The organism is Streptomyces sp. NPDC005303 (genome assembly GCF_040607335.1).
In the GTDB taxonomy this organism is placed as follows: Bacteria; Actinomycetota; Actinomycetes; order Streptomycetales; family Streptomycetaceae; genus Streptomyces.
This window is the reverse complement of the sequence record NZ_JBEXGM010000016.1, coordinates 37274-57049: the sequence shown is the minus strand read 5'-3', so window position 1 is coordinate 57049 and position 19776 is coordinate 37274. Positions and strand designations below refer to the sequence as shown.

The following is a 19776-nucleotide window of genomic DNA, read 5'->3' as shown; positions in this document are numbered from 1 at the left end:
CCCCACCCGCTAGTCGACCTCCGCCACCGCCTGTGCGAACTGCGCCTTGTACAGGCGGGCGTACGCCCCGTTCGCCTCCAACAGGTCGGTGTGCGTGCCCTGTTCGACGATCGAGCCGTTCTCCATCACCAGGATGGTGTCGGCGTCGCGGATCGTCGACAGACGGTGGGCGATCACGAACGACGTGCGGCCGTGGGCCAGTTTGGCCATCGCCTTCTGGATCAGCACCTCGGTGCGGGTGTCCACCGAGCTCGTCGCCTCGTCGAGGACCAGGATCACCGGGTCCGACAGGAACGCCCGGGCGATGGTGATGAGCTGCTTCTCGCCCGCGCTCACCCCGCTGCCCTCGTCGTCGATCACGGTGTCGTAGCCCTCGGGCAGGGTCCGGATGAACCGGTCCGCGTGGGCCGCCCGGGCCGCCTCCTCGATCTCGCCCCGGGTGACCTCGCGCGCGGCGCCGTACGCGATGTTCTCCGCGATGGTGCCGCCGAACAGCCAGGTGTCCTGGAGGACCATGCCGATCCCGGCGCGCAGGTCGTCCCGGGACATCGTGGCGATGTCCACGCCGTCGAGGGTGATCCGGCCGCCCGAGACGTCGTAGAACCGCATGAGCAGGTTGACCAGGGTGGTCTTCCCGGCTCCCGTCGGGCCGACGATCGCGACCGTGTGCCCGGGCTCGACCTTCAGGGAGAGGTCGTCGATGAGCGGCTTCTCGGGGTCGTAGCGGAAGGAGACATGCTCCAGTGCGACCCGCCCGCGCAGTTCCTCGGGCTTCGCGCTCGGGACCGGGTCCGCCTCCTGCTCCTCCGCGTCCAGGAGTTCGAAGATCCGCTCCGCCGAGGCCACGCCCGACTGCACCAGGTTCGCCATCGACGCGACCTGCGTCAGCGGCATCGAGAACTGCCGGGAGTACTGGATGAAGGCCTGCACGTCACCGATGGAAAGCGCACCGGACGCGACCCGCAGACCGCCGACGACCGCCACCAGGACGTAGTTGATGTTCGAGACGAACATCATCAGCGGCTGCATGACCCCGCTGTTGAACTGCGCCTTGAACCCGGCCTCGTACAGCGCCTCGTTCTGCTCGGCGAACTGCGCCGCCGACTCGTCCTGGCGGCCGAACACCTTCACCAGGTTGTGCCCGGTGTACATCTCCTCGATGTGGGCGTTGAGCTTGCCCGTGGTGCGCCACTGCTGCACGAAGTGCGGCTGCGAGCGCTTGCCCACGCGCGTGGCGACGACGAACGACAGCGGCACGGTGACCAGCGCGACCAGCGCCAGCAGCCAGGACACCCAGAACATCATCGCGAGTACACCGATGATGGTCAGCAGCGAGTTGATGAGCTGGCCCATCGACTGCTGGAGGGTCTGCCCGATGTTGTCGATGTCGTTCGTGGCCCGGGACAGCACCTCGCCGCGCTGGCGCTTGTCGAAGTACGACAGCGGCAGCCGCGACATCTTCGTCTGCACGTCCTCGCGCATCCGGAACATCGTGCGGTTGACGGTCCGGTTGACCAGCCGTGTCGCCACCGCCATCAGCAGCCCCGCGATCAGGAACACCCCGACCGCGAACAGCAGGACATGCCCCACGGCGGTGAAGTCGATGCCCTCGCCGGGCGTGAAGTCGGTGCTGCGGAGCATGTCGGCGACCTGACCGTCGCCGCGCTCCCGCATCCCGGCGAGGACCTCTTCCTTGCTGGCACCGGCGGGCATCTGCCGTCCGATGATGCCCGCGAAGACCAGGTCGGTGGCCTGACCGAGGATCTTCGGCCCGATCACGTTCAGACCGACGCTCACCACGACACAGGCCAGCATCGCGTAGAGGGTCAGCCGCTCCGGCTTGAACTGGGCGAGCAGCCGCCTGCCGGACACCTTGAAGTCGATCGACCGGGTCTCGGGACCGCCGCCCGCCATCATGCGCCCCATGGGCCCGGCCATCAGGCAGCCTCCGCTTCCGTGAGCTGGGAGAGCACGATCTCCCGGTAGGTCTCGTTGTCCGCCATCAGTTCGCGGTGGGTACCGGTGCCGACGACCCGGCCCTCGTCGAGGACGACGATCCGGTCGGCGTCACGGATGGTGGCCACCCGCTGGGCGACGATCACGACGGTCGCCTCCGAGGTCTCCTCGGCGAGCGCCGCCCGCAGGGCCGCGTCGGTCGCGTAGTCGAGGGCGGAGAAGGAGTCGTCGAAGAGGTAGATCTCCGGCCGCTGCACGAGCGTGCGCGCGATCGCGAGCCGCTGGCGCTGACCACCGGAGACGTTGGTGCCGCCCTGCGCGACGGGGGAGTCGAGGCCGTTCTCCAGCCGCTCGACGAAGTCCTTGGCCTGCGCCACCTCCAGCGCGTGCCACAGCTCCTCGTCCGTGGCGTCGGGATTGCCGTAGCGAAGGTTCGTGGCGACCGTGCCCGCGAAGAGGTACGGCTTCTGCGGCACCAGTCCGACGGTTCTGGCGAGCAGCTTCGGGTCGATGGTCGACACCTCGGTGCCGTCGACGAGCACCTCGCCGTCGGTCGCGTCGAACAGCCGGGGGACCAGGCCGAGCAGTGTGGACTTGCCGCTGCCGGTGGAGCCGATCACGGCGGTCACCTCGCCGGGCCGGGCCACCAGGTCGATCGCCTTGAGCACCGGCTCCTCGGCGCCCGGATAGCGGAAGCCGGCACCTCGGATCTCCAGATGGCCGTGCCGCCGCAACTCCCGGACGGGGGCCGAGGGAGGCACCACACTGGAGGAGGTGTCGAGGACCTCCTGGATGCGCTCGGCGCAGACCTCCGCGCGCGGCACCATCATGAACATGAAGGTGGCCATCATCACGGACATCACGATCTGCATCAGATAGGCGAGGAACGCGGTCAGATCACCGATCTGCATCCCGCCGCTGTCGATGCGATGGGCGCCGAACCACACCACGGCGATCGACGACAGGTTCACCGTCGTCATCACGACCGGGAACATCAGCGCGAGCAGGTTGCCGGTCTTGAGGGACATCTCCGTCAGGTCGGTGTTCGCCTTCCGGAAGCGGTCCTCCTCGTACTGGTCCCGCACGAACGCGCGGATGACCCGGTTGCCGGTGATCTGCTCGCGCAGGACCCGGTTCACCGTGTCGAGCCGGACCTGCATGGACCGGAACAGCGGCCGCAGCCGCCGTACGATCAACGTCACGCAGATGCCCAGCGTCGGCACCACGGCCACCAGCACCCCGGACAGCGGTACGTCCAGGCCGAGCGCCAGCACGATGCCGCCCACGCACATGATGGGCGCCGACACCAGCAGGGTGAACGTCATCAGGGCCAGCATCTGGACCTGCTGCACGTCATTGGTCGTACGGGTGATCAGCGTGGGCGCGCCGAACTGGCCCACCTCGCGCGCCGAGAACGACTGCACCCGGTCGAAGACCGACGCCCGCAGGTCCCGGCCGAGCGCGGCGGCGGTGCGGGCGCCGTAGAACACGGCCCCGATGTTGCACACCACCTGCGCCAGCGAGATGCCGATCATCAGAGCGCCGAAGCTCAGGATGTAGCCGGTGTCGCCGTTCACGACGCCTTCGTCGATGATGTCCGCGTTCAGCGTGGGCAGGTAGAGGGTGGCGCAGGTCTGCAGGAACTGCAGCAGCACCAGGATGGTGATGGGTTTCTTGTAGGGCCTGAGATAGGTCCGCAGAAGTCGTATGAGCACGCTACGTCTCTCGGAGTCGGCGACGGGGCGAGTGGTTGCCCCTGGCCCCTATCGTCGGACACTCCACCCGTGTTACCTCAACCGATTAAGCCGACAGCAGTGCTTCGTACGGCCTGACGGGTCCCCGAGGCCACCGACTCCTACCGGACTCTTACCTTCCGAGGTCTAGCGGAACGCCCCCGGATACGTTTGCTCCCGCACCGACACGTACTGCTGCCGCACCGCCTGCCCCACCGCCAGCTCCTCGCCCGGCTCCAACACCTGCGCGGCCGGACCCTGCCACATCGGCGGGGTCCGTGGGTCGAGTGTGCCCTGCGACACCCCGAGCGCCCAGGCCGCCTGCCGGGCGGCACCGATCGCCGCGTAGTCCGCCGGCTGCGGCACGACGACCTGCGCACCGAACAGCGCTGGTGCGGCGGCCTGTACGGCGGAAAGCTCGGCGGCGGCCCCCAGCAGGAAGACCCGCCGCACCTCGACCCCCCGCCCGCGCAGCACGTCGAGTGCGTCGGCGAGCCCGCACAGCATGCCCTCGAACGCGGCCCGTGCCAGGTGCTCCGGCTTCATCGACTCCCGCCGGAGCCCGGTCAGCGTCCCCGCGGTGTGCGGCAGGTTCGGTGTCCGCTCGCCTTCCAGATAGGGCAGCAGTACGAGGCCGTGGGCGCCCGGCGTCGACTTCATCGCCAGGTCGGACAGGCTCTCCAGATCGCCGAGGCCGAGCATCTCGGCGGCCCCGCGCAGGGTCCGTACGGCGTTCAGGGTGGTGACGACGGGCAGGTGCATGCCGGTTGCGTCGGCCAGGGAGGTGATCATCCCGGTGTTGTCGACGAGCGCCTCGGGGTGCACGGCCATCACGGACCCGGACGCGCCCAGGGAGACGACGGCGTCCCCGAGCCCGATCCCGAGGCCGAAGGCGGCGGCCATGGTCTCCCCGGTCCCGGCGGAGATCAGCAGCCCCTCCGGGGTCGTACCGGCCGCGTCCGACGGGCCGATCACCTCGGGGAGCATCGCCTGGTGGCCGAGGGCCAGCTCCACGAGGTCGGCGCGGTAGGCGCCGGTGGCGGCGGACCAGTAGCCGGTGCCGGAGGCGCCACCGCGGTCGGTGGTCCGTCTCACCGGCCGGCCGAGCAGCTGCCACACCAGCCAGTCGTGCGCCTGGAGGAGCACGGCGGTGCGCAGGGCGGCGTCGGGCTCGGTCTTGTTCAGCCAGCGCAGCTTGGTGACGGGCTGCGCGGCCTGCGGCACACAGCCCACCGCCTGGGCCCACGCCTCGCGGCCGCCGAGCGCGTCGACGAGGTCGGCGGCGGCGACCTGCGCGCGCTTGTCACCGCCGACCATGGCGGGGCGCACGGTGTTGCCCTGGGCGTCGAGGGGCACGACGGCGTTCTGCTGCGACGACACACCGATGGCCTGCACCCCCTCCAGGAGCCCGCCACCCGCGGCCTCACCGAGGGAGAGGAGCCAGGCCTGGGGGTCGACGTCGGACGGCCGGCCCTCGACCGGGTGCGGCGCGTACCCCTGTTTGAGTACGGCACCCGTGTCCGCGTCGCAGACGACGATGCGAGTGAATTCGGGTGAGCTGTCCAACCCGGCGACTATCCCCATGGCGGAAATTCTATGGGCGTAGCGTCGTTGCGGTGCGCCGCGAGTGGGTTGCGTCACCATCGATTCAAGTGGTGCTCGTGCCCCAGTCGTCCTGCGCGGTGCCGTTCGTGTTGCGGTCCTTCAGCGAGCGCACCCGCTGGCTCACGGACTCCGGCACCCGCTCGCCCACCTTGTCGCTGACCACGTGATACGCCTTGCCGGCGAACTGGCGGCCCTGCTGGGCCGCGGTCTCCGCGGTGTTGCGGACGGCGGGGTTCTGGGCGACCTGGCGGGCGGATTTCTTCAACTGCTCGTAGCGCTCGCGCCCGGCACGGGTGCCCAGCACGTAACCCAGAGTCAGTCCGACCACGAACGTGAGCTTGTAGCGCATGGCGGCCACCCTTCCTTGCGTAGGTATCCGGTGCGACGTCGGAGTCGGTCTCGGAGTCGGTCTCGGTGATCGGTATCGGTGTCGGTCTCGGTGTCGGGGGAACCGATTGGCGGAGCACCCCCCTGCTTGCGCTAATGTATGTGTCGCAGCGAGCGCCCGCCCCCTGGCGAATACCCAGGGAGCTAGGTTCGATGCAACGAAGCGATCCTCCGTAGCTCAATTGGCAGAGCAGCCGGCTGTTAACCGGCAGGTTACTGGTTCGAGTCCAGTCGGGGGAGCTTCGATCTTCCGTAGCTCAATTGGCAGAGCAGCCGGCTGTTAACCGGCAGGTTACTGGTTCGAGTCCAGTCGGGAGAGCAGGAGGAAGAGGGGCCCCGATGGGGTCCTTTTTCATGTCCGCCGCAACCGTGCAGGTCACAGCGGAGTCCTCAAGGGCATGCGAAGTCGCCCCTGCGGAGCAGGAGATCGTATGAGCGGCTATGCTGCGGCAGACGGCGCGCACGCATGTACGCGACACGCCGCTATGGGGCGGTAGCTCAGCCGGTTAGAGCAGCGGACTCATAATCCGTCGGCCGTGGGTTCGAGTCCCACCCGCCCCACCTTTGCAGGGCACTGACCTGCGGAAACGTTCATTTTTGGGTGGCGGATCGTCGACTTTGCCTGAACGGACTGAATCCGCTGCTCGTGGGTTGGGAGTCCGGCGGCATTCGGGGGAGTCCGAACCCCTCTGACCTGCGGTGGAGCAGGCATTCAAGGTTGTCGCTCGCGGTCCGGGCGGCTGCCTTGAGGTCGACGACGAAACCCAGGGGCCATACAGGGGCCGGGACGACGCAGCCGTGTCCAGGCCGACGGTTTCTGCGGGCCGATTCGTTGTCCCATTTGCCGAGTGCGCGGCATGGGCTGCCATCCGCAGCGCGGCCAGTCGACTACCGGGCCGGCAGCGAGGGCGGCGCGGATACCGGTATGTCTGTCCGGTTCGCGGTCCGCGCGCTGGGGAACCGCCCGAAGAGGAAACGGCCCTGCGGGTGCCCCGCTCATCCGCTCGTGGTCCAACGCGGCGGTCGGCGTCTGCATGGCCCTGGTGCCGATGTTCATCGGCTACGTCCTGTTCGGGTGGGGCCTGACGCACGTTCCCGCCGGCACCGCGACGGCGGATCGGTGCCGGCGCGCCGGCGAAATCCTCCCGGGGGGCTCACGATGCGGTCGGCGCCGCGAGCCCACCGGATGGACTCAGGAGACGGGTTGGGGTTCCTTGCGGTCCGCCGGCGCCGTCTTCTGAAGGCTGGTGCCCTCGACGTCGAGATCGGGCAGTATCCGGTCCAGCCATGCCGGCAGCCACCAGGCGCCCCGCCCGGCGAGGGCGAGCACCGCGGGTACGAGCGTCATCCGGACGGCGAAGGCGTCGATGGCCACGCCGACGGCCAGGGCGAACGCGATGGGTTTGATCAGGGAGTCGTCCAGCGGGAAGAACCCGGCGAAGACGGTGAACATGATCAGTGCGGCCGCGGTGACGACCCGGACGCTGTGGCGCGCACCGTCGATGACCGACTGCCGTGCCCGGCCGGTGTGGGCCCATTCCTCGCGCATGCCGGAGACGAGGAACACCTCGTAGTCCATGGCCAGTCCGAACAGCACGCCGATCAGGATGATCGGCAGGAAGCTGACGACGGGGCCGCTGTGCGGCACACCGAGGACGTCGGACAGCCAGCCCCACTGGAAGACGGCGACGACCAGCCCGAGCGAGGCGCCCACCGAGAGCAGGAAGCCGACGGCGGCCTTGACAGGGATGACCAGCGAACGGAACACGATCATCAGCAGGATCAGGCTGAGGCCGACGACGATGGCGACGAAGGGGAGGAGGGAGTCGCTGAGCCGGTTGGAGACGTCGATGTTGACCGCGGTGGTGCCGGTGACCGCGATGGAGGCGCCGGTGGTGGCACGGAGGTCGGCGCTCGTTGCACGGATGTCGCGGACGAGTTGGCCGGTGCGGGCGCTGTCCGGACCGGACGTGGGCAGGACGGTGATGACGCTCTGCGCCGGGTCGCTGGTGGGCTGGGGCGGCAGGACGGCCTTGACGTCCTTGAGGGTCTGCAGCTTCCGGGCCACCTGGGCACCGGCCTGCGAACTGGTGGAAGCCGTACCGTTCTTGGTCTCGGTCAGCACGAGGAGCGGGCCGTTGAAGCCGTCGCCGAACTTGTCGCTGATCGTGTCGTAGGCCTTGCGCTCGGTGGAGGCGTGCGGGGCGGAGCCGTTGTCGGGAAGAGCGAGGCGCAGGTCTGGGGCGGGCAGGGCAAGGGTCACCAGGATGCCGGCCACAGCCAGCACCGTCAGCAGCGGCTTGGCGATGACCCACTTGGTCCAGCGGGTGCCCATGGTGGCGCGGCCGGTGGGCCCGTCGGTGTCGGCGGCCCGCCGGGCGGCTCGGCTGCCGGGTTTGGGAGTGAGCCGGGAGCCGGCGAAACCCGCGATGGCGGGGACGAGCGTGATCGCGGCCAGTACGGCGATGAGTACGGCTCCGGCGGCCCCGAGACCCATCGTGGTCAGGAACGGGATGCCGATGACACTCAGGGCGGCGAGCGCGATGATCACGGTGGTGCCGGCGAAGACGACGGCGCTGCCGGCCGTGCCGGTGGCCAGCGCGATGGATTCCTTGGGGTCGGTTCCGCGGGCGAGTTGCTGACGGTGGCGCGAGAGGATGAACAGGACGTAGTCGATGCCGACGGCCAGGCCCAGCATGAGGGCGAGCGTGACGGCCGTCGAGGAGATACTGACCGCCGGTGCCAGAGCGAGCAGCCCGGCCAGGCCGACGGCCACGCCGATCAGCGCGGGTAGCAGTGCCATGCCGGCGGTCAGCAGTGAACCGAACGTGACGACGAGGACGAGCAGGGCCACGGCCACGCCGATGATCTCCGACGGGCCGACGTGGACGCCCTTGCTGCTGTAGACGGAACCGCCGACCGAGGTCTTCAGCCCGTCCTGCTCGGCTGCCTTGGCCGCGTTCTCGATCGCGTCGATGGATGAGGTGCGGACCTGCGCGTTCTGTACCGGGTACTGGACCTGGACGATCGCCGTCGTCCGGTCCGCCGAGACGGCTCCCGAGGCGCGGGGCTCGACGACCTCGCTGACCTGGGGAGCCTTCTCGGCCGCCGTGATGGTCCGGGCGATCGCCGCGGTGTAGGGCGCCTCGGTGACCTGGTGGCCCTTGGGGACGGTGAAGACGATCTGGGCGCTGGCTCCCGAGGCTTCCGGAAGGGTTTTGCTGAGGCTGTCCAGCGCACGCTGCGACTCGGTGCCGGGCACCGAGAAGCGGTCGTCGAGCTTGCTGCTGAAGAGGCTGACGCAGGTGATGAGCGCGGCCAGGACGAAGAGCCACAGGCCCAGGACCAGCTGGCGGTGCCGGTAGGCGCGGTGGCCCAGCCGGTGGAGCAGGACGGCCATGACGAACTCCCTAGGACGGTGGGATCCCGCAGGTCCGAGCGCGGACAGGGGCGGGGAAGCGGAGGGCGCACCGGTCGGGAATGCGGCCAGGCGACGGGCAACTGCCGAGACGGGCACCCCGTTCGATAGACCGACTTTATCACTTGCTCAAGTCGAGCGATCGAGTCGCTCGACTGTTGCGTGTGTCACGCTCGACGTGAGCCGGCTGTGAGTCAGGGGGACCGTGCACGCGGCACGTAAGCCGCGAACGGGCGCTGGGACTCGTCGAGGCAGTGGCAGGTTCGGGGTCGTCCCGGAGACCTGTGACCGGGTTGGTGGCTTGGCCGGCGATTGGGTTTCCGTGCGTGACGGCAAGGTCAGGTGGTTCTCCGGGCGTACGCCCCCGACCTGCCGGCGCTGCCGTAGATGGACATCACCCAGCGCCGCATCGGACAGACGGCTGGCGACGTGGCCCCTGGCGCCGTCGTGGCGGGCCCCGAACACTCGTGATCCGGATGGCCTGACCTGTGAGACCTCGCTGTGCAAGGCAGAGATCGCCGGCGCTGCCGCTCAGGACGAGCGAGCGACGCGTTGTGGTGCCGCGCTCCGTCACCCGGGGCGTGGGAGAGCGCGCCTACGGCCCCTCGACGCGCCAAGCAGGGCGGCCCGGTCCGGATCCGCCGAGCATGCCACCACCGAGCTCATGCGCCGGAGCTGGGGGAAGGAGCGGTCATGGGCCGGCGCCGCCATCCGTCGACGCGGCGCCTCAGGGGGCGTTCTCCGCCGCCGTTCACACCGAGAAGGGCGCCGGATGGGCATGCGTCCGGCGGCTGTCAGCTCGCCGGTACGGACACCAGCTCCAACCGACCGCCGGCCATGGCCACCACGGCGGACACGAAGACCTGGAGGCAGGTGTGCTCGGCCTCCTCGTCGGGATGCGAGAGGCGCTGCATCGTGAGCCCGTCGAACCCGGCGAGGAAGAACCGGGCGATCGTTTCCGCGGGCTGGGCCAACTGCTGTCCGGTGCGCTCGGCCGCCTCGGTCACCAGCCGCGCCGTCACCTCGGTCACCCCCCGGCAGTGGCTGTCGAGGGCCTCGCTCAGAGCGGGGGTCCGCAGTGCGTACATGGTCAGCTCCGAGAGGAGCTGATGGCTGGCGGGCTGCTCACGCACCGTTCGCCACAGAGCGGCGGCCAACGCGCCGGCCGTCTCCTCGAATCCGGCGTCGGCCGGAGCGGCCGCCTCGACCTGGGCGATCAGATCCTGCGTGAGCTGCTCCATGACGGCGCGGTACAGCCCTTCCTTCGTGCCGAAGGTGTAGTGCACCGTGGCTTGAGCCACTCCCAGCTCGGCGGCGATGGCACGAGTGCTTCCGGCCGCGACCCCTTCCCTGGTCATGAAGGTGATCGCCGCTTTGATCAGCTGAGGACGGCGCTCGGCCGCGGGAACGTGAGCCATAACCGCATCATAGCGACCAAGTCCTGTGAACAAGTCGATCGAACAAGTCAGGCGCCATGCTGACTCACGACGCCACCGGTGCACGGCCGCTGAGGTCCGGTCTGTGGCCGCGTGGGTCAGTTCGCGCTGAACGGCGGGTTAATACGTTGCCTCCAACACCCGCTCCTGGAAGCGGGAGGAACGAGGAGGCAGGCTCGTGAAGGAAAACCAGTTTGATACGTGTGTGATCGGGGCGGGACCCGCCGGACTGGCGGTCGCGCGGGCTCTGGCGGAGCGGAATCTGCCGTACACACATCTTGAGCGGCACACCGGGCCCGGCGGTATCTGGGACATCGACAATCCCGGCAGCCCGATGTACGAGTCGGCCCATTTCATCTCCAGCAGGACCCTGTCGGGGTTCGGCGGATTCCCGATGCCCGAGGACTTCGCGGACTATCCGCCGCACCGGCAGATCCTGTCGTACCTGCGGTCCTTTGCCGATGCCTACGGGCTGACGGACCGGATCGAGTTCGGAGTCGAGGTCGCCGACGTCGAGAAGAACGTGGACGGCACCTGGACGGTCACCCGGGCCGACGGGCGGGCAAGCGTGCACGGACAGGTCGTCGTGTGCACGGGCTCGCAGTGGCACCCCAACATCCCTGAACTTCCGGGGGAGTTCAGCGGGGAGGTCCGGCACACCGTCGGTTACCGCAGCGCGCAGGAGCTGCGGGGCAAGCGGGTTCTGGTCGTGGGGGCGGGGAACTCCGGGTGCGACATCGCGTGCGACGCCGCCCGGACGGCGGACCACGCGGTGATCAGCATGCGGCGCGGGTACTGGTTCATCCCCAAGCACCTGTTCGGCCGGCCGGTGGACACCATCGCCAACAACGGGCCGCATCTGCCGATGTGGCTGGCGCAGCGCGTCTTCGGTGCCGTACTGCGGATCATCAACGGCGATCCGACGCGGCTGGGGCTGCCGAAGCCGGACCACAAGCTGTTCGAGACCCACCCGGCCATCAACTCGATGCTGATCCACCACCTCCAGCACGGTGACATCACCGCCAGGCCCGGGATCGCCCGCACCGAGGGCAGGACCGTGCATTTCACCGACGGCACGAGCGAGGACTTCGATCTCATCCTGCTGGCCACGGGCTACGTCCACAAAGTGCCGGTAGCGCAGCAGTACTTCGGCGACGAGCAGCATCCCGACCTCTACCTGTCGTCGTTCTCGCGCGAGCACCAGGGCCTGTTCGGCGTCGGCTTCATCGAGACCAACTCCGGCGCGTACCAGCTCTTCGACAGCCAGGCGCAGTTGGTCGCCGGCTACCTCCACGATGCGCGGCACCGGCAGCCGAACGCCGAGCGGTTCACCCAGAGGATCCGTGCCGACCGACCGGACCTGACCGGCGGGCTGAAGTTCGTCGAGTCGCCCCGCCACACCGGTTACGTCGACAGCGGGGCCTTCGTGAAGTACCTGGGCAAGGTCGCGCGCGAGATGGGCTGGCGGACCGAGGGCCGGCCGCCGCAGGTACGGTCCCCGCGACGCGCGGAGGCCACGGTATGAGCAGGTTCGACTTCACCGACAAGGTCATGCTGGTGACCGGCGGCGCGGGCGGTATCGGCAGTGCGCTGTGCCACCGCTTCGCCTCCGGCGGCGCCCGCTGCGTCGTCGTCGACATCGACCAGGCCCGGGCCGAGAAGGTTGCCGCCGACCTGCCCGGTGCCGGGCACACGGGCATCGGCTGCGATCTGATGGACCGCGCCAAGATGGAGCGCCTCTTCGACCTGGTCGCCGATACCTACGGCCGCCTCGACGTGCTCGTCAACAACGTCGGCATGACCAGCGCGGAACGCTTCGACGTGCGGAGCGTCGAGAGCATCGAGCGGGAGATCACCCTCAACCTGACGTCCCCGCTGATTGCCACCAGGATCGCCATTCCACTTCTCATGGCTTCCCGGGACGCCCGAGTGGTCACCACCGTCTCCCTCGCCGGGATCTTCCCCCTGGGCGAGACCCCGATCTACACGGCTTCCAAGTTCGGGCTGCGCGGCGCGATGCTCGCTATCGGCCTCGACCTGCGGAGCAAGGGAATCCTGGCCGGCTCGGTGCTGCCGTCGGCTACCGACACCCGGATGCTGCGTCAGGAGGCCGTGGACGGCGGAAACTCCATGCAGTTCCAGGACCGGCCCCAGCGGCCCGCCGACGTCGTCGCGGCCGTGGTGAGTCTGCTGGACAAACCCCGCCTGGAGGCCTACCCCCGGACCGGTGAATCTCGTCTGGTGCGGTTCGCGATGCTCGCACCGAACCTGCTGCCCAGGATCTTCCCGCTGTTCCGCAAGCGCGGTGATCGCGGCATGGCCCGCTATCTGGAAGACCTGCGCAGCCGCGGGCTGGCCCGCCAGACCGACGGCCGCTGGGAGCTGGTGGAGGAAGCATGAGCACGCACCAGACGCTGCATGTCGTCAACCCCGCCACCGGGGAGCCGATCAGCACCCTGCCCGCCGCGAGTGCCGACGACATCGCCAAGGCCGCCGAGCGGGCCCGGCAGGTCTTCACCGCCGGAGTATGGTCGCGGCTGCCGGTCCGGAAGCGCGCCGCGGTGCTGCTGCGGCTGGCCGACCTGATGGAACGCGACGCCGAGATCCTCGCCCGGCTGGACAGCGAGGACGCGGGCAAGCCGATCACGGAGTGCCGTACGGGCGACGTGCCGGGCGCGTTCGAGTCGATCCGCTGGTTCGCCGAGGCGGCCGACAAGCTCTTCGGCCGGATCGCGCCGAGCGGGCTCCACGGGCTGGGCCTCGTGAGCCGCGAGCCGGTCGGCGTGGTCGCGGCGATCCTGCCGTGGAACTACCCGCTGGCCATGACCGCGTGGAAGGTCGGACCCGCCCTGGCCGCGGGCAACTGTCTGCTGGTCAAGCCGGCCGAGGCAACCCCGCGTTCGGCCCTGCACCTGGCCACGCTCGCCGCCGAGGCCGGCCTGCCCGACGGGGTGCTCACCGTCCTGCCCGGGTACGGTTCCGAAGCCGGGGCGGCCCTCGCCCGTGGCCCCCTCGTGGGGGCGCTCTCCTTCACCGGGTCCACGGCGACCGGCCGCCGCATCCTCATGGCCGCCGCCGAGAGCAACTTCAAGGGTGTCTCACTCGAGATGGGCGGCAAGAGCCCTCAGGTGCTGATGGCCGACGCGCTCGCCTACGGGGACGAGCTGATCGACAACATGATCGAGGCCGCGTTCCTGACGACGGGGCAGAACTGCACGGCCGGCTCCCGCGTCCTGGTCCACCGCAGTATCGCCGAGGAGGTCCTGGAGCGGTTCACGGCCGCGGCCAGGGAACTCGTCATCGGTGACCCGTCCGACTCGCGCACGCAGGTGGGGCCCCTCATCGACCGTGCCGCCTTCGACCGGGTCGCGGGAGCCGTGGAGGCCGCCCGGGCCGGCGGAGCCGAGGTCCACACCGGGGGACTGCCCCACGGTCTGCCTCCACACGGCGCCTACTACCCGCCCACCGTGATCACCCGCGCCCCCGACGGCAGCGACGTTCTCACCAAGGAGCTGTTCGGGCCCGTCGTCACCGTCCAGACCTTCACCACAGAAGACGAGGCGGTGCGGATGGCTAACACCACTGAGTACGGGCTCGCCGCCTCGGTCTGGACCCGCGACCTCGACACCGCGCTGCGGCTGGCACGCGGCATCGAGGCCGGAGTGATCTCCGTGAACGCCTACAGCGAGGGCGACATCACCACGCCCTTCGGCGGCTGGAAGCAGTCCGGATTCGGCGGCGTGGAGAAGTCCACCAACGCCTTCGACCAGTGGACCCGGGAGAAGACGGTCTGGATCCGCACACACTGACCTCGGACCCGGGCCCTGTCCTAGGAGCGATCCCTACGCATCTGCTCCCGCAGGTGGACCGGGGAGGTACCGTGCCAGCGGCGTACCGCGCGGCGCAGCGCGCGCTCGTCGGAGAATCCAGCCCGGCGGGCGATATCACGCAGCGTCAGTTCCGGCCGGAGCAGCAGCTGTTCTACGCGTTCCCGGCGTACTCCCTCGACGAGTGCCTCGTACGTCGTGCCGCAGTCGGCCAGTCGGCGGCGCAGCGTCCGTTCGCTCGTCGCGTGCCGCCGTGCCTGTTCAGCGAAGGAGGGGATCACCGGCAGGTTCTGCGCGACGGAGATCTCCAACACCTCCAGCAGGTCCTGCTGGTCGCGGCGGGAAGCCATCTGCGCGTCGAGCATCTCCAGTGTCGATGCGTAGGCCACCGGATCCCGGCCGGGCATCCGGGTACGGGCCCACGTGGCGTCGATGAGCATCCGGTTCGTGGGGGCGCCGAATCGGACCGGACAGCGGAACAGGGCGTCGTACAGGTCGAGTCGGTGAGGTGGCGGAAAGGAGAACTCCACTGCCCGTGGCGCGAATGCCGGGTCGACGGCCAGCCGCGACAGGGTGACCACGGAGGCGAACGCCTCCTCGCTCAGGAAGGACGCCACGGCCGGGTCCATGGCCGGATCGGGGAGGTCGGCACGCAGCACGAAGGCCTCGCCCTCCGCCTCGCTCGTGGCAGCCGACCACACGACCATCGCCCCGGACAGGTTCTGGTACTTCACTCCCGTCTCGATGGCGTGTCGCAGGGTGTCATCGGCCATCAGGGCGAAGCCGAGCAGCCCCCACGCGGTCAGATGCTGTGCCGCTCCGACCCTCAGCCCCAGGCGCTCATCCCGGGTGAGCTCGAGAGCACGCCGGATCACCGCGCTGCCCTGCCGGTACGACACCCTCAGCGCGGCGGAACGCATGACCGTCTCGTCCAGCCCGACCTGCTTCAGCAGGGGCCGCAGATCGATGCCGCGCTCGTCGGCGACCGTGACCAGACAGCGCAGGATGTTCGGCTGGATCGTCGCCGATGTGCTGCGGCTGGTCCCCGGGGGATTCGTCGGGTCGGGGGCAAGGGACATCGCACTCACCTTCTCCTCGACGACCACTGTAGGCAGCCGGGCACCACCGGTCGCGGGCCTGGCCTCCCAAGTCCCCTGTACGGCCCCTGGCGTCCGTGCGCCCGCCTGCCACGCCTGACTACGGTTTCCGGAATCCGTACCGCGCTGACTCGTCGGCCCTCCTCACGCACACAGGAAATGAAGGTGTGAAAGCACCATGTCCTCTAATGCAACCCTTCGGGCAGGGGCCGGAGTCCCAGTCTCCAAGATCGGTGCCCGGCGGGTCGCGACCGTCGCGTTCGCCGCACAGGGCGCCTGCGTCGCCGCCGTGTACACGACTGTCCCGGCCGTCACCGAACACCTGAAGCTGGCTCCTCTCCTGACGACCGCCTTGACGGTCGCTGTGGCGCTGGCGGCAGGGGGCGGCAGCTTCCTGGGCCTCGCCGCGATCCGCCGTGCCGGTCCCGTCGCCGCGATGCGCGGGGCCGTGCTGGCGGCCGTGGCCGCGCTGGTGCTGATCGGCTGGGCCCCCGGCCGGACCACCGTCACCTGCGCGTACCTCCTCTTCGGGCTCGCTGTCGGCGCCCTCGACGTAGGCGTCAACACCCGGGCCGCCGAGATCGAACGCGCCTACGGCCACAGTGTTTTCGGCTCGTTCTACACGGCATGGAGCATGGGCGGCGTGGTCGCGGCGCTGCTCACCGCCGGGGCAGCTCGGCTGGAGTGGCCCGTGGCCGGCGGCCTGACCCTGCAGGCAGGCAGCGTCCTGCTCCTCGCCGTGTGCATGCGCACACACGACCTGCCTGCCCCCGAGGGGTCCCAGGCCGCCGTCGCGCAGACCCCGCTCGGACACCGCGTGTGGGTCCGGCTCATCCCGTTCGGCCTGGTTCTCCTGGTCGCCTACGTGATCGAATCCTCCGTCTCGGCCTGGTCGGCGGTCTACCTGCGGCAGACGCTCGCCGCGTCCCTCACCGTCGCACCGCTGGCGTACGCGGCCTATCAGGCAGGCACGGTCATCGGCCGAGCCGGCACCGATCGGCTCGTACAGAAGCTCGGAACGGTCACCGTCGTGCGCACCGCGGCCCTGCTGGCCGCCGGCGCCCTGGCAGCTCTGGCTGCCGCGCCGGGCTGGCCGTTCGCCGTTCTCGCGGCAGGTGCGGTGGGCCTGGGGGCGTCCGTGCTGGCTCCGCTGTGCCTGGCTTCCGCCGCGCGACTGCGTCCAACGGCCTCGGAGGCGGTCCTGGCACGCCTGAACCTCTTCAACTACGTCGGGGTCGTCACCGGCGGCGCCGTGGGCGGACTCCTCGGCTCCACCGGCCACTTCCGTGTCGCCTACGCGCTACCGGCCGCACTGGCCGTTCTTCTCCTGGCCGCCGCCCGCCACTTCACCCAGCCTTCGAGCCCGACCCGCACGGAAAGGGTCCCTCCTCTCGACCGGGCAGATCCTCGACTGCTCGGCTGAGCGATCGATGCCGGGGCGTCGCCGTCGAGGACGCCCCGAGCCCCCAGCCGGACACTGGCACCGAGCCCGCCCTCAAATCGACCCCTGCACATGTCAAGCGCCCCGCAGGCGATACTCCAGACGCCGGACGATGACTGCCGACCAGGGCATCCACTTCCTGACTCGACCGGAGGGGTGCGGAGGCGCCCCTGAGTATCGGGGCGGAGCCTCTGCGCGTTGGAAGGGAAATCCGCTGTGCGAGGGTTCTATCCCCCTGGCTGAACTGGGCGGACGCGGCTGCTGCTGTGGTAAGCGTCCAACTCGTCGACCTCCAGGGGCCATTGAGGGGCCACAAGGACAGGAACGCATCGACAAGCACTGCAAAGGGCTGACACGGATCAGCACATCTGACCTGCAAGAACGGCGTGAATCGGCACTGACCGGCAAGGGCCGCCAAGATCCCCAATGGACTCATAATCCGTCGGCCGTGGGTTCGAGTCCCACCCGCCCCACCTGCGCACGCCTCTGACCTGCGGAAACGTTCATTTGTCCGTCCTGTCGGATCGTCAACTTCGCCTGAACGGACTGAATCCGCTGCTCGTGGGTTTGGAGTCCGGCGGAGGTCGGGGGAGTTCCAACCCCTCTGACCTGCGGCGGAGTAGGTGCTCGCGGTTACCGATCGTCGTTCGGGCCACTGCTCTGAGGGGCGATGCCAAGCCCCAGGGGCCGTACAGGGGCCGGGACGGCGCGGTCGTGTCCAGTCGACGGTGTCTACGGGGCGATTCGTTGTCCCATTAGCCGGTTGTGCGGCAGGGCCGCCATCGCGCTGTGCAGACACTGTCGCCCTCGCTGTGCTCCATCTGCGATGACCTCCAGGGGTGGGGAAACTGCCCCAAGAGGAAACCGCCCGGACGGGTTACTCGCCCCTCTTGGGTAGAGCCCTGCGGTTCGGCCGTCAGGCCGGTGTGACGGCCGACCCTGCACTGTTTCTAGGGCAGGTACGGCCCCCGAGAACGAACCTCAGAAGATCAACGAAGCCCTCCCCTGTCATGTCACACCACACCCGTCGCCTTCTGTAGCCGACTCGCATCCCTGGGCGAGGCCGGGAAGATCACCGTCCGATGCAGCAGCATGATCAGCGGGCACGCTCGGGCCCGCGAGCCGCACCGGCTTACCTGGGCAAGTCGGCGTGTCGAGTCAGGGGACCCGCTGACGGCAGGGTCTCAGTCGCCCTCGCCTGCTTGGCGACGGGCCAGGAGAAGAGGACGAGCAGACAGGTGTCGTCTGATGACCATCAGGTGACCGCTGTCCGCCCGGCGATTTACCGGAGTCCAGGGAATGCTTGGGGGCGCCACCGCGAGCGATCAGCTGCCGACACGCCGCGCAAAACACCCGAAACGCTCCGGAAGGAATCTCACGCCATGACTACGACCGCGCCCAAGGCTCCGACTGCACCAGGGGTGCGGTCCTGGTGGGGGATCCCCTACGCCACCGCCGAGCGGTATCGCCGCCCCGTGGTCGCGGACTTCGCTCCGGACCGGCTCTATGACCGCAAGGGCGTCGTCTCTGTCCAGCCCGAGAGTGGCGACTGGCTCGAAGCGGACAGCGGGATGGGCGAGGACTGCCTGAACCTGAACGTGTGGGCCCCTGAGCAGCCGGCCGACAAGGCGCTCCCGGTGACCGTGTACGTCCACGGCGGCGGATTCGAGTACGGCGCGAACACCCAGATCACCTCCAATGCCTCCGGTCTCGCCGCGTCGGGGCGCGTGGTGAGCGTGTCGGTCAACTACCGGCTCGGCGCCCTGGGCGCGCTCTCGCTCTCGCAGTACGGCGGACGGCTCGCCGAGGCCAGCAACCTTTTCCTCCAGGACATCATCGCCGCGCTCACCTGGGTCAAGCGGAACATCGCCCACTTCGGCGGCGACCCCGACCAGGTCACGGTCTACGGCCACAGCGCCGGCGCCTACTCCACCTTCGGTCTGCTCGGCGCCTCCTCCGCCGACGGCCTGTACCGGCGACTGGCCGGGTTCTCCGGCGGGCCCGCTCGTAGCGTCCCGGCCTGGTGGGCCGAGGAGCTCGCGCACCTGTTCGTCACCGAACTCGGCGTAGCGGACAACCCGGAGAAGCTGCTCGACCTCGACGCGGTCTCCCTGAGGGACGCCCTGCGCAGGGTTGCCCCGACGGACCTCGGAGTCCGCGGCGGAGTGGACAACAAGGCGACCGGCGTGGTCCTGGACATCGGGCAGCCGGGCGCGGTGGTGCACGCCCATCCCATGGACGTCCTCGCCTCGGGCGCGCACCGCGATGTCGACGTGCTGCTGAGCATGGCGAGCGACGACATGGGGTGGTGGGTGGCGAACGACCTCGACCGGTTCGACCCGCACACCATCGACCGCATTGTCGACGAGGTCGCGGGGTGGCGTATTTCCCGCTCCCGCGCGCAGAAGATCGTCGACGCCTACGACCAGGGCGGCCGTACCCCGGCCGAGGTCCGCGCCGCGGTCATGGCGGACTACCTCTTCGCACTCCCGGCCGCCCGCGGCGCCCTGGCGCACGCCGCCGCGGGCGGCAACGCCCATCTCCTGATGATCGGGCCCGCCGAGGGCGCACCCGCCGTGCACGGCACCGAGATGTACGCCCTGGTCGGCCAGGAGCAACCGGGCCGCAGCGTTGAACAGGCCGAGCGTGACACGCGGATCCGCGACATCGTGCTCGACTTCGCCACCGGTGAGCAGTCGCGTCTGTGGCCCGCTGTCACGGACAAACCCACCTCGGGAAGCGTCGGCAACCCGCCCTTCGAGGCCACCGCCCACTACCAGCAGGCCCTCGGCCTGTGGGAGGGCATCGACCGTCCCTGACGGCTGTCGGGAGCCATTCGGAATAGCGCACCAAGGGGGCGAAACGGAGTGAGGAAC

The 19776-nt window shown here is 69.5% G+C and carries 12 protein-coding genes and 3 tRNA genes; 8 read left to right on the top strand and 7 right to left on the bottom strand.

Translation table 11 applies throughout. The features are described 5' to 3' along the window. Window positions 1–9: 9 nt before the first annotated feature. From ABZT93_RS22650 to ABZT93_RS22635, 4 genes are all read right to left on the bottom strand, one after another. Window positions 10–1938, bottom strand: coding sequence for an ABC transporter ATP-binding protein (locus ABZT93_RS22650; RefSeq protein ID WP_356107108.1), 1929 nt, complete (start codon window positions 1936–1938; stop codon window positions 10–12). Further along, entirely contained in the window at window positions 1938–3671 is a 1734-nt protein-coding gene (locus ABZT93_RS22645; protein WP_356107106.1) for an ABC transporter ATP-binding protein, read from the bottom strand. Before ABZT93_RS22645 ends, ABZT93_RS22650 begins: the two co-directional genes overlap by 1 nt. A 165-nt stretch (window positions 3672–3836) precedes the next feature. After that, a complete protein-coding gene (locus ABZT93_RS22640) occupies window positions 3837–5273 on the bottom strand; it encodes an FGGY family carbohydrate kinase (protein WP_356107103.1) in 1437 nt (478 codons plus the stop codon). Between the two features lie 64 nt (window positions 5274–5337). After that, window positions 5338–5643, bottom strand: a complete 306-nt coding sequence (locus ABZT93_RS22635) for a YtxH domain-containing protein (RefSeq protein ID WP_356107101.1) — start codon at window positions 5641–5643, stop codon at window positions 5338–5340. Between the two features lie 205 nt (window positions 5644–5848). Between ABZT93_RS22635 and ABZT93_RS22630 the strand changes: the two genes are divergently transcribed. From ABZT93_RS22630 to ABZT93_RS22620, 3 genes are all read left to right on the top strand, one after another. Next, window positions 5849–5921 (top strand) — tRNA-Asn (locus ABZT93_RS22630). 6 nt (window positions 5922–5927) lie between these two features. Continuing rightward, window positions 5928–6000 (top strand) — tRNA-Asn (locus ABZT93_RS22625). A gap of 168 nt (window positions 6001–6168) precedes the next feature. Continuing rightward, window positions 6169–6242 (top strand) — tRNA-Ile (locus ABZT93_RS22620). A 631-nt stretch (window positions 6243–6873) separates the two neighbouring features. Here the strand turns inward: ABZT93_RS22620 and ABZT93_RS22615 are convergent. Both ABZT93_RS22615 and ABZT93_RS22610 read right to left on the bottom strand, forming a co-directional pair. Then, window positions 6874–9081: an MMPL family transporter gene (locus ABZT93_RS22615; protein WP_356107099.1), complete on the bottom strand. Its 2208-nt coding sequence runs from the start codon at window positions 9079–9081 to the stop codon at window positions 6874–6876. Between the two features lie 812 nt (window positions 9082–9893). Beyond that, complete coding sequence (locus tag ABZT93_RS22610) at window positions 9894–10517, bottom strand: TetR/AcrR family transcriptional regulator (RefSeq protein WP_356107097.1); 624 nt, start codon at window positions 10515–10517, stop codon at window positions 9894–9896. Between the two features lie 196 nt (window positions 10518–10713). Here ABZT93_RS22610 and ABZT93_RS22605 point away from each other — a divergent pair, with 196 nt between their 5' ends. Genes ABZT93_RS22605 through ABZT93_RS22595 form a run of 3 tightly spaced genes read left to right on the top strand, consistent with a single transcriptional unit; the run spans window position 10714 to window position 14344 of the window. Further along, window positions 10714–12060 (top strand): NAD(P)/FAD-dependent oxidoreductase, encoded by a 1347-nt coding sequence (locus tag ABZT93_RS22605; RefSeq protein WP_356107095.1) that lies wholly within the window; start codon window positions 10714–10716, stop codon window positions 12058–12060. Beyond that, window positions 12057–12935 (top strand): SDR family oxidoreductase, encoded by an 879-nt coding sequence (locus tag ABZT93_RS22600; protein WP_356107093.1) that lies wholly within the window; start codon window positions 12057–12059, stop codon window positions 12933–12935. The genes ABZT93_RS22605 and ABZT93_RS22600 overlap by 4 nt, the downstream gene beginning before the upstream one ends. Beyond that, a complete protein-coding gene (locus ABZT93_RS22595; protein WP_356107091.1) occupies window positions 12932–14344 on the top strand; it encodes an aldehyde dehydrogenase family protein in 1413 nt (470 codons plus the stop codon). The genes ABZT93_RS22600 and ABZT93_RS22595 overlap by 4 nt, the downstream gene beginning before the upstream one ends. 20 nt (window positions 14345–14364) lie before the next feature. Here the strand turns inward: ABZT93_RS22595 and ABZT93_RS22590 are convergent, their stop codons facing one another. Further along, window positions 14365–15441 carry an AraC family transcriptional regulator ligand-binding domain-containing protein gene (locus ABZT93_RS22590; RefSeq protein WP_356107089.1) on the bottom strand — a complete coding sequence of 359 codons (1077 nt, stop codon included), beginning with the start codon at window positions 15439–15441 and terminating at the stop codon, window positions 14365–14367. 196 nt (window positions 15442–15637) lie between these two features. Between ABZT93_RS22590 and ABZT93_RS22585 the strand changes: the two genes are divergently transcribed. Then, window positions 15638–16882 (top strand): MFS transporter, encoded by a 1245-nt coding sequence (locus ABZT93_RS22585; protein ID WP_356107087.1) that lies wholly within the window; start codon window positions 15638–15640, stop codon window positions 16880–16882. A 1400-nt stretch (window positions 16883–18282) separates the two neighbouring features. Beyond that, on the top strand, window positions 18283–19719 hold the full coding sequence (locus ABZT93_RS22580; protein ID WP_356107085.1) for a carboxylesterase family protein: 1437 nt from the start codon (window positions 18283–18285) through the stop codon (window positions 19717–19719). The last annotated feature ends 57 nt before the right edge of the window (window positions 19720–19776 follow it).

Bases quoted from the DNA above. Each gene is read 5' to 3' on its own strand.
- ABZT93_RS22610 (WP_356107097.1), bottom strand. From the start codon at position 10,517: ATGGCTCACGTTCCCGCGGCCGAGCGCCGTCCTCAGCTGATCAAAGCG.
- ABZT93_RS22640 (WP_356107103.1), bottom strand. From the start codon at position 5,273: ATGGGGATAGTCGCCGGGTTGGACAGCTCACCCGAATTCACTCGCATC.
- ABZT93_RS22635 (WP_356107101.1), bottom strand. From the start codon at position 5,643: ATGCGCTACAAGCTCACGTTCGTGGTCGGACTGACTCTGGGTTACGTG.
- ABZT93_RS22585 (WP_356107087.1), top strand. From the start codon at position 15,638: ATGTCCTCTAATGCAACCCTTCGGGCAGGGGCCGGAGTCCCAGTCTCC.
- ABZT93_RS22650 (WP_356107108.1), bottom strand. From the start codon at position 1,938: ATGGCCGGGCCCATGGGGCGCATGATGGCGGGCGGCGGTCCCGAGACC.
- ABZT93_RS22615 (WP_356107099.1), bottom strand. From the start codon at position 9,081: ATGGCCGTCCTGCTCCACCGGCTGGGCCACCGCGCCTACCGGCACCGC.
- ABZT93_RS22580 (WP_356107085.1), top strand. From the start codon at position 18,283: ATGACTACGACCGCGCCCAAGGCTCCGACTGCACCAGGGGTGCGGTCC.
- ABZT93_RS22590 (WP_356107089.1), bottom strand. From the start codon at position 15,441: ATGTCCCTTGCCCCCGACCCGACGAATCCCCCGGGGACCAGCCGCAGC.
- ABZT93_RS22595 (WP_356107091.1), top strand. From the start codon at position 12,932: ATGAGCACGCACCAGACGCTGCATGTCGTCAACCCCGCCACCGGGGAG.
- ABZT93_RS22600 (WP_356107093.1), top strand. From the start codon at position 12,057: ATGAGCAGGTTCGACTTCACCGACAAGGTCATGCTGGTGACCGGCGGC.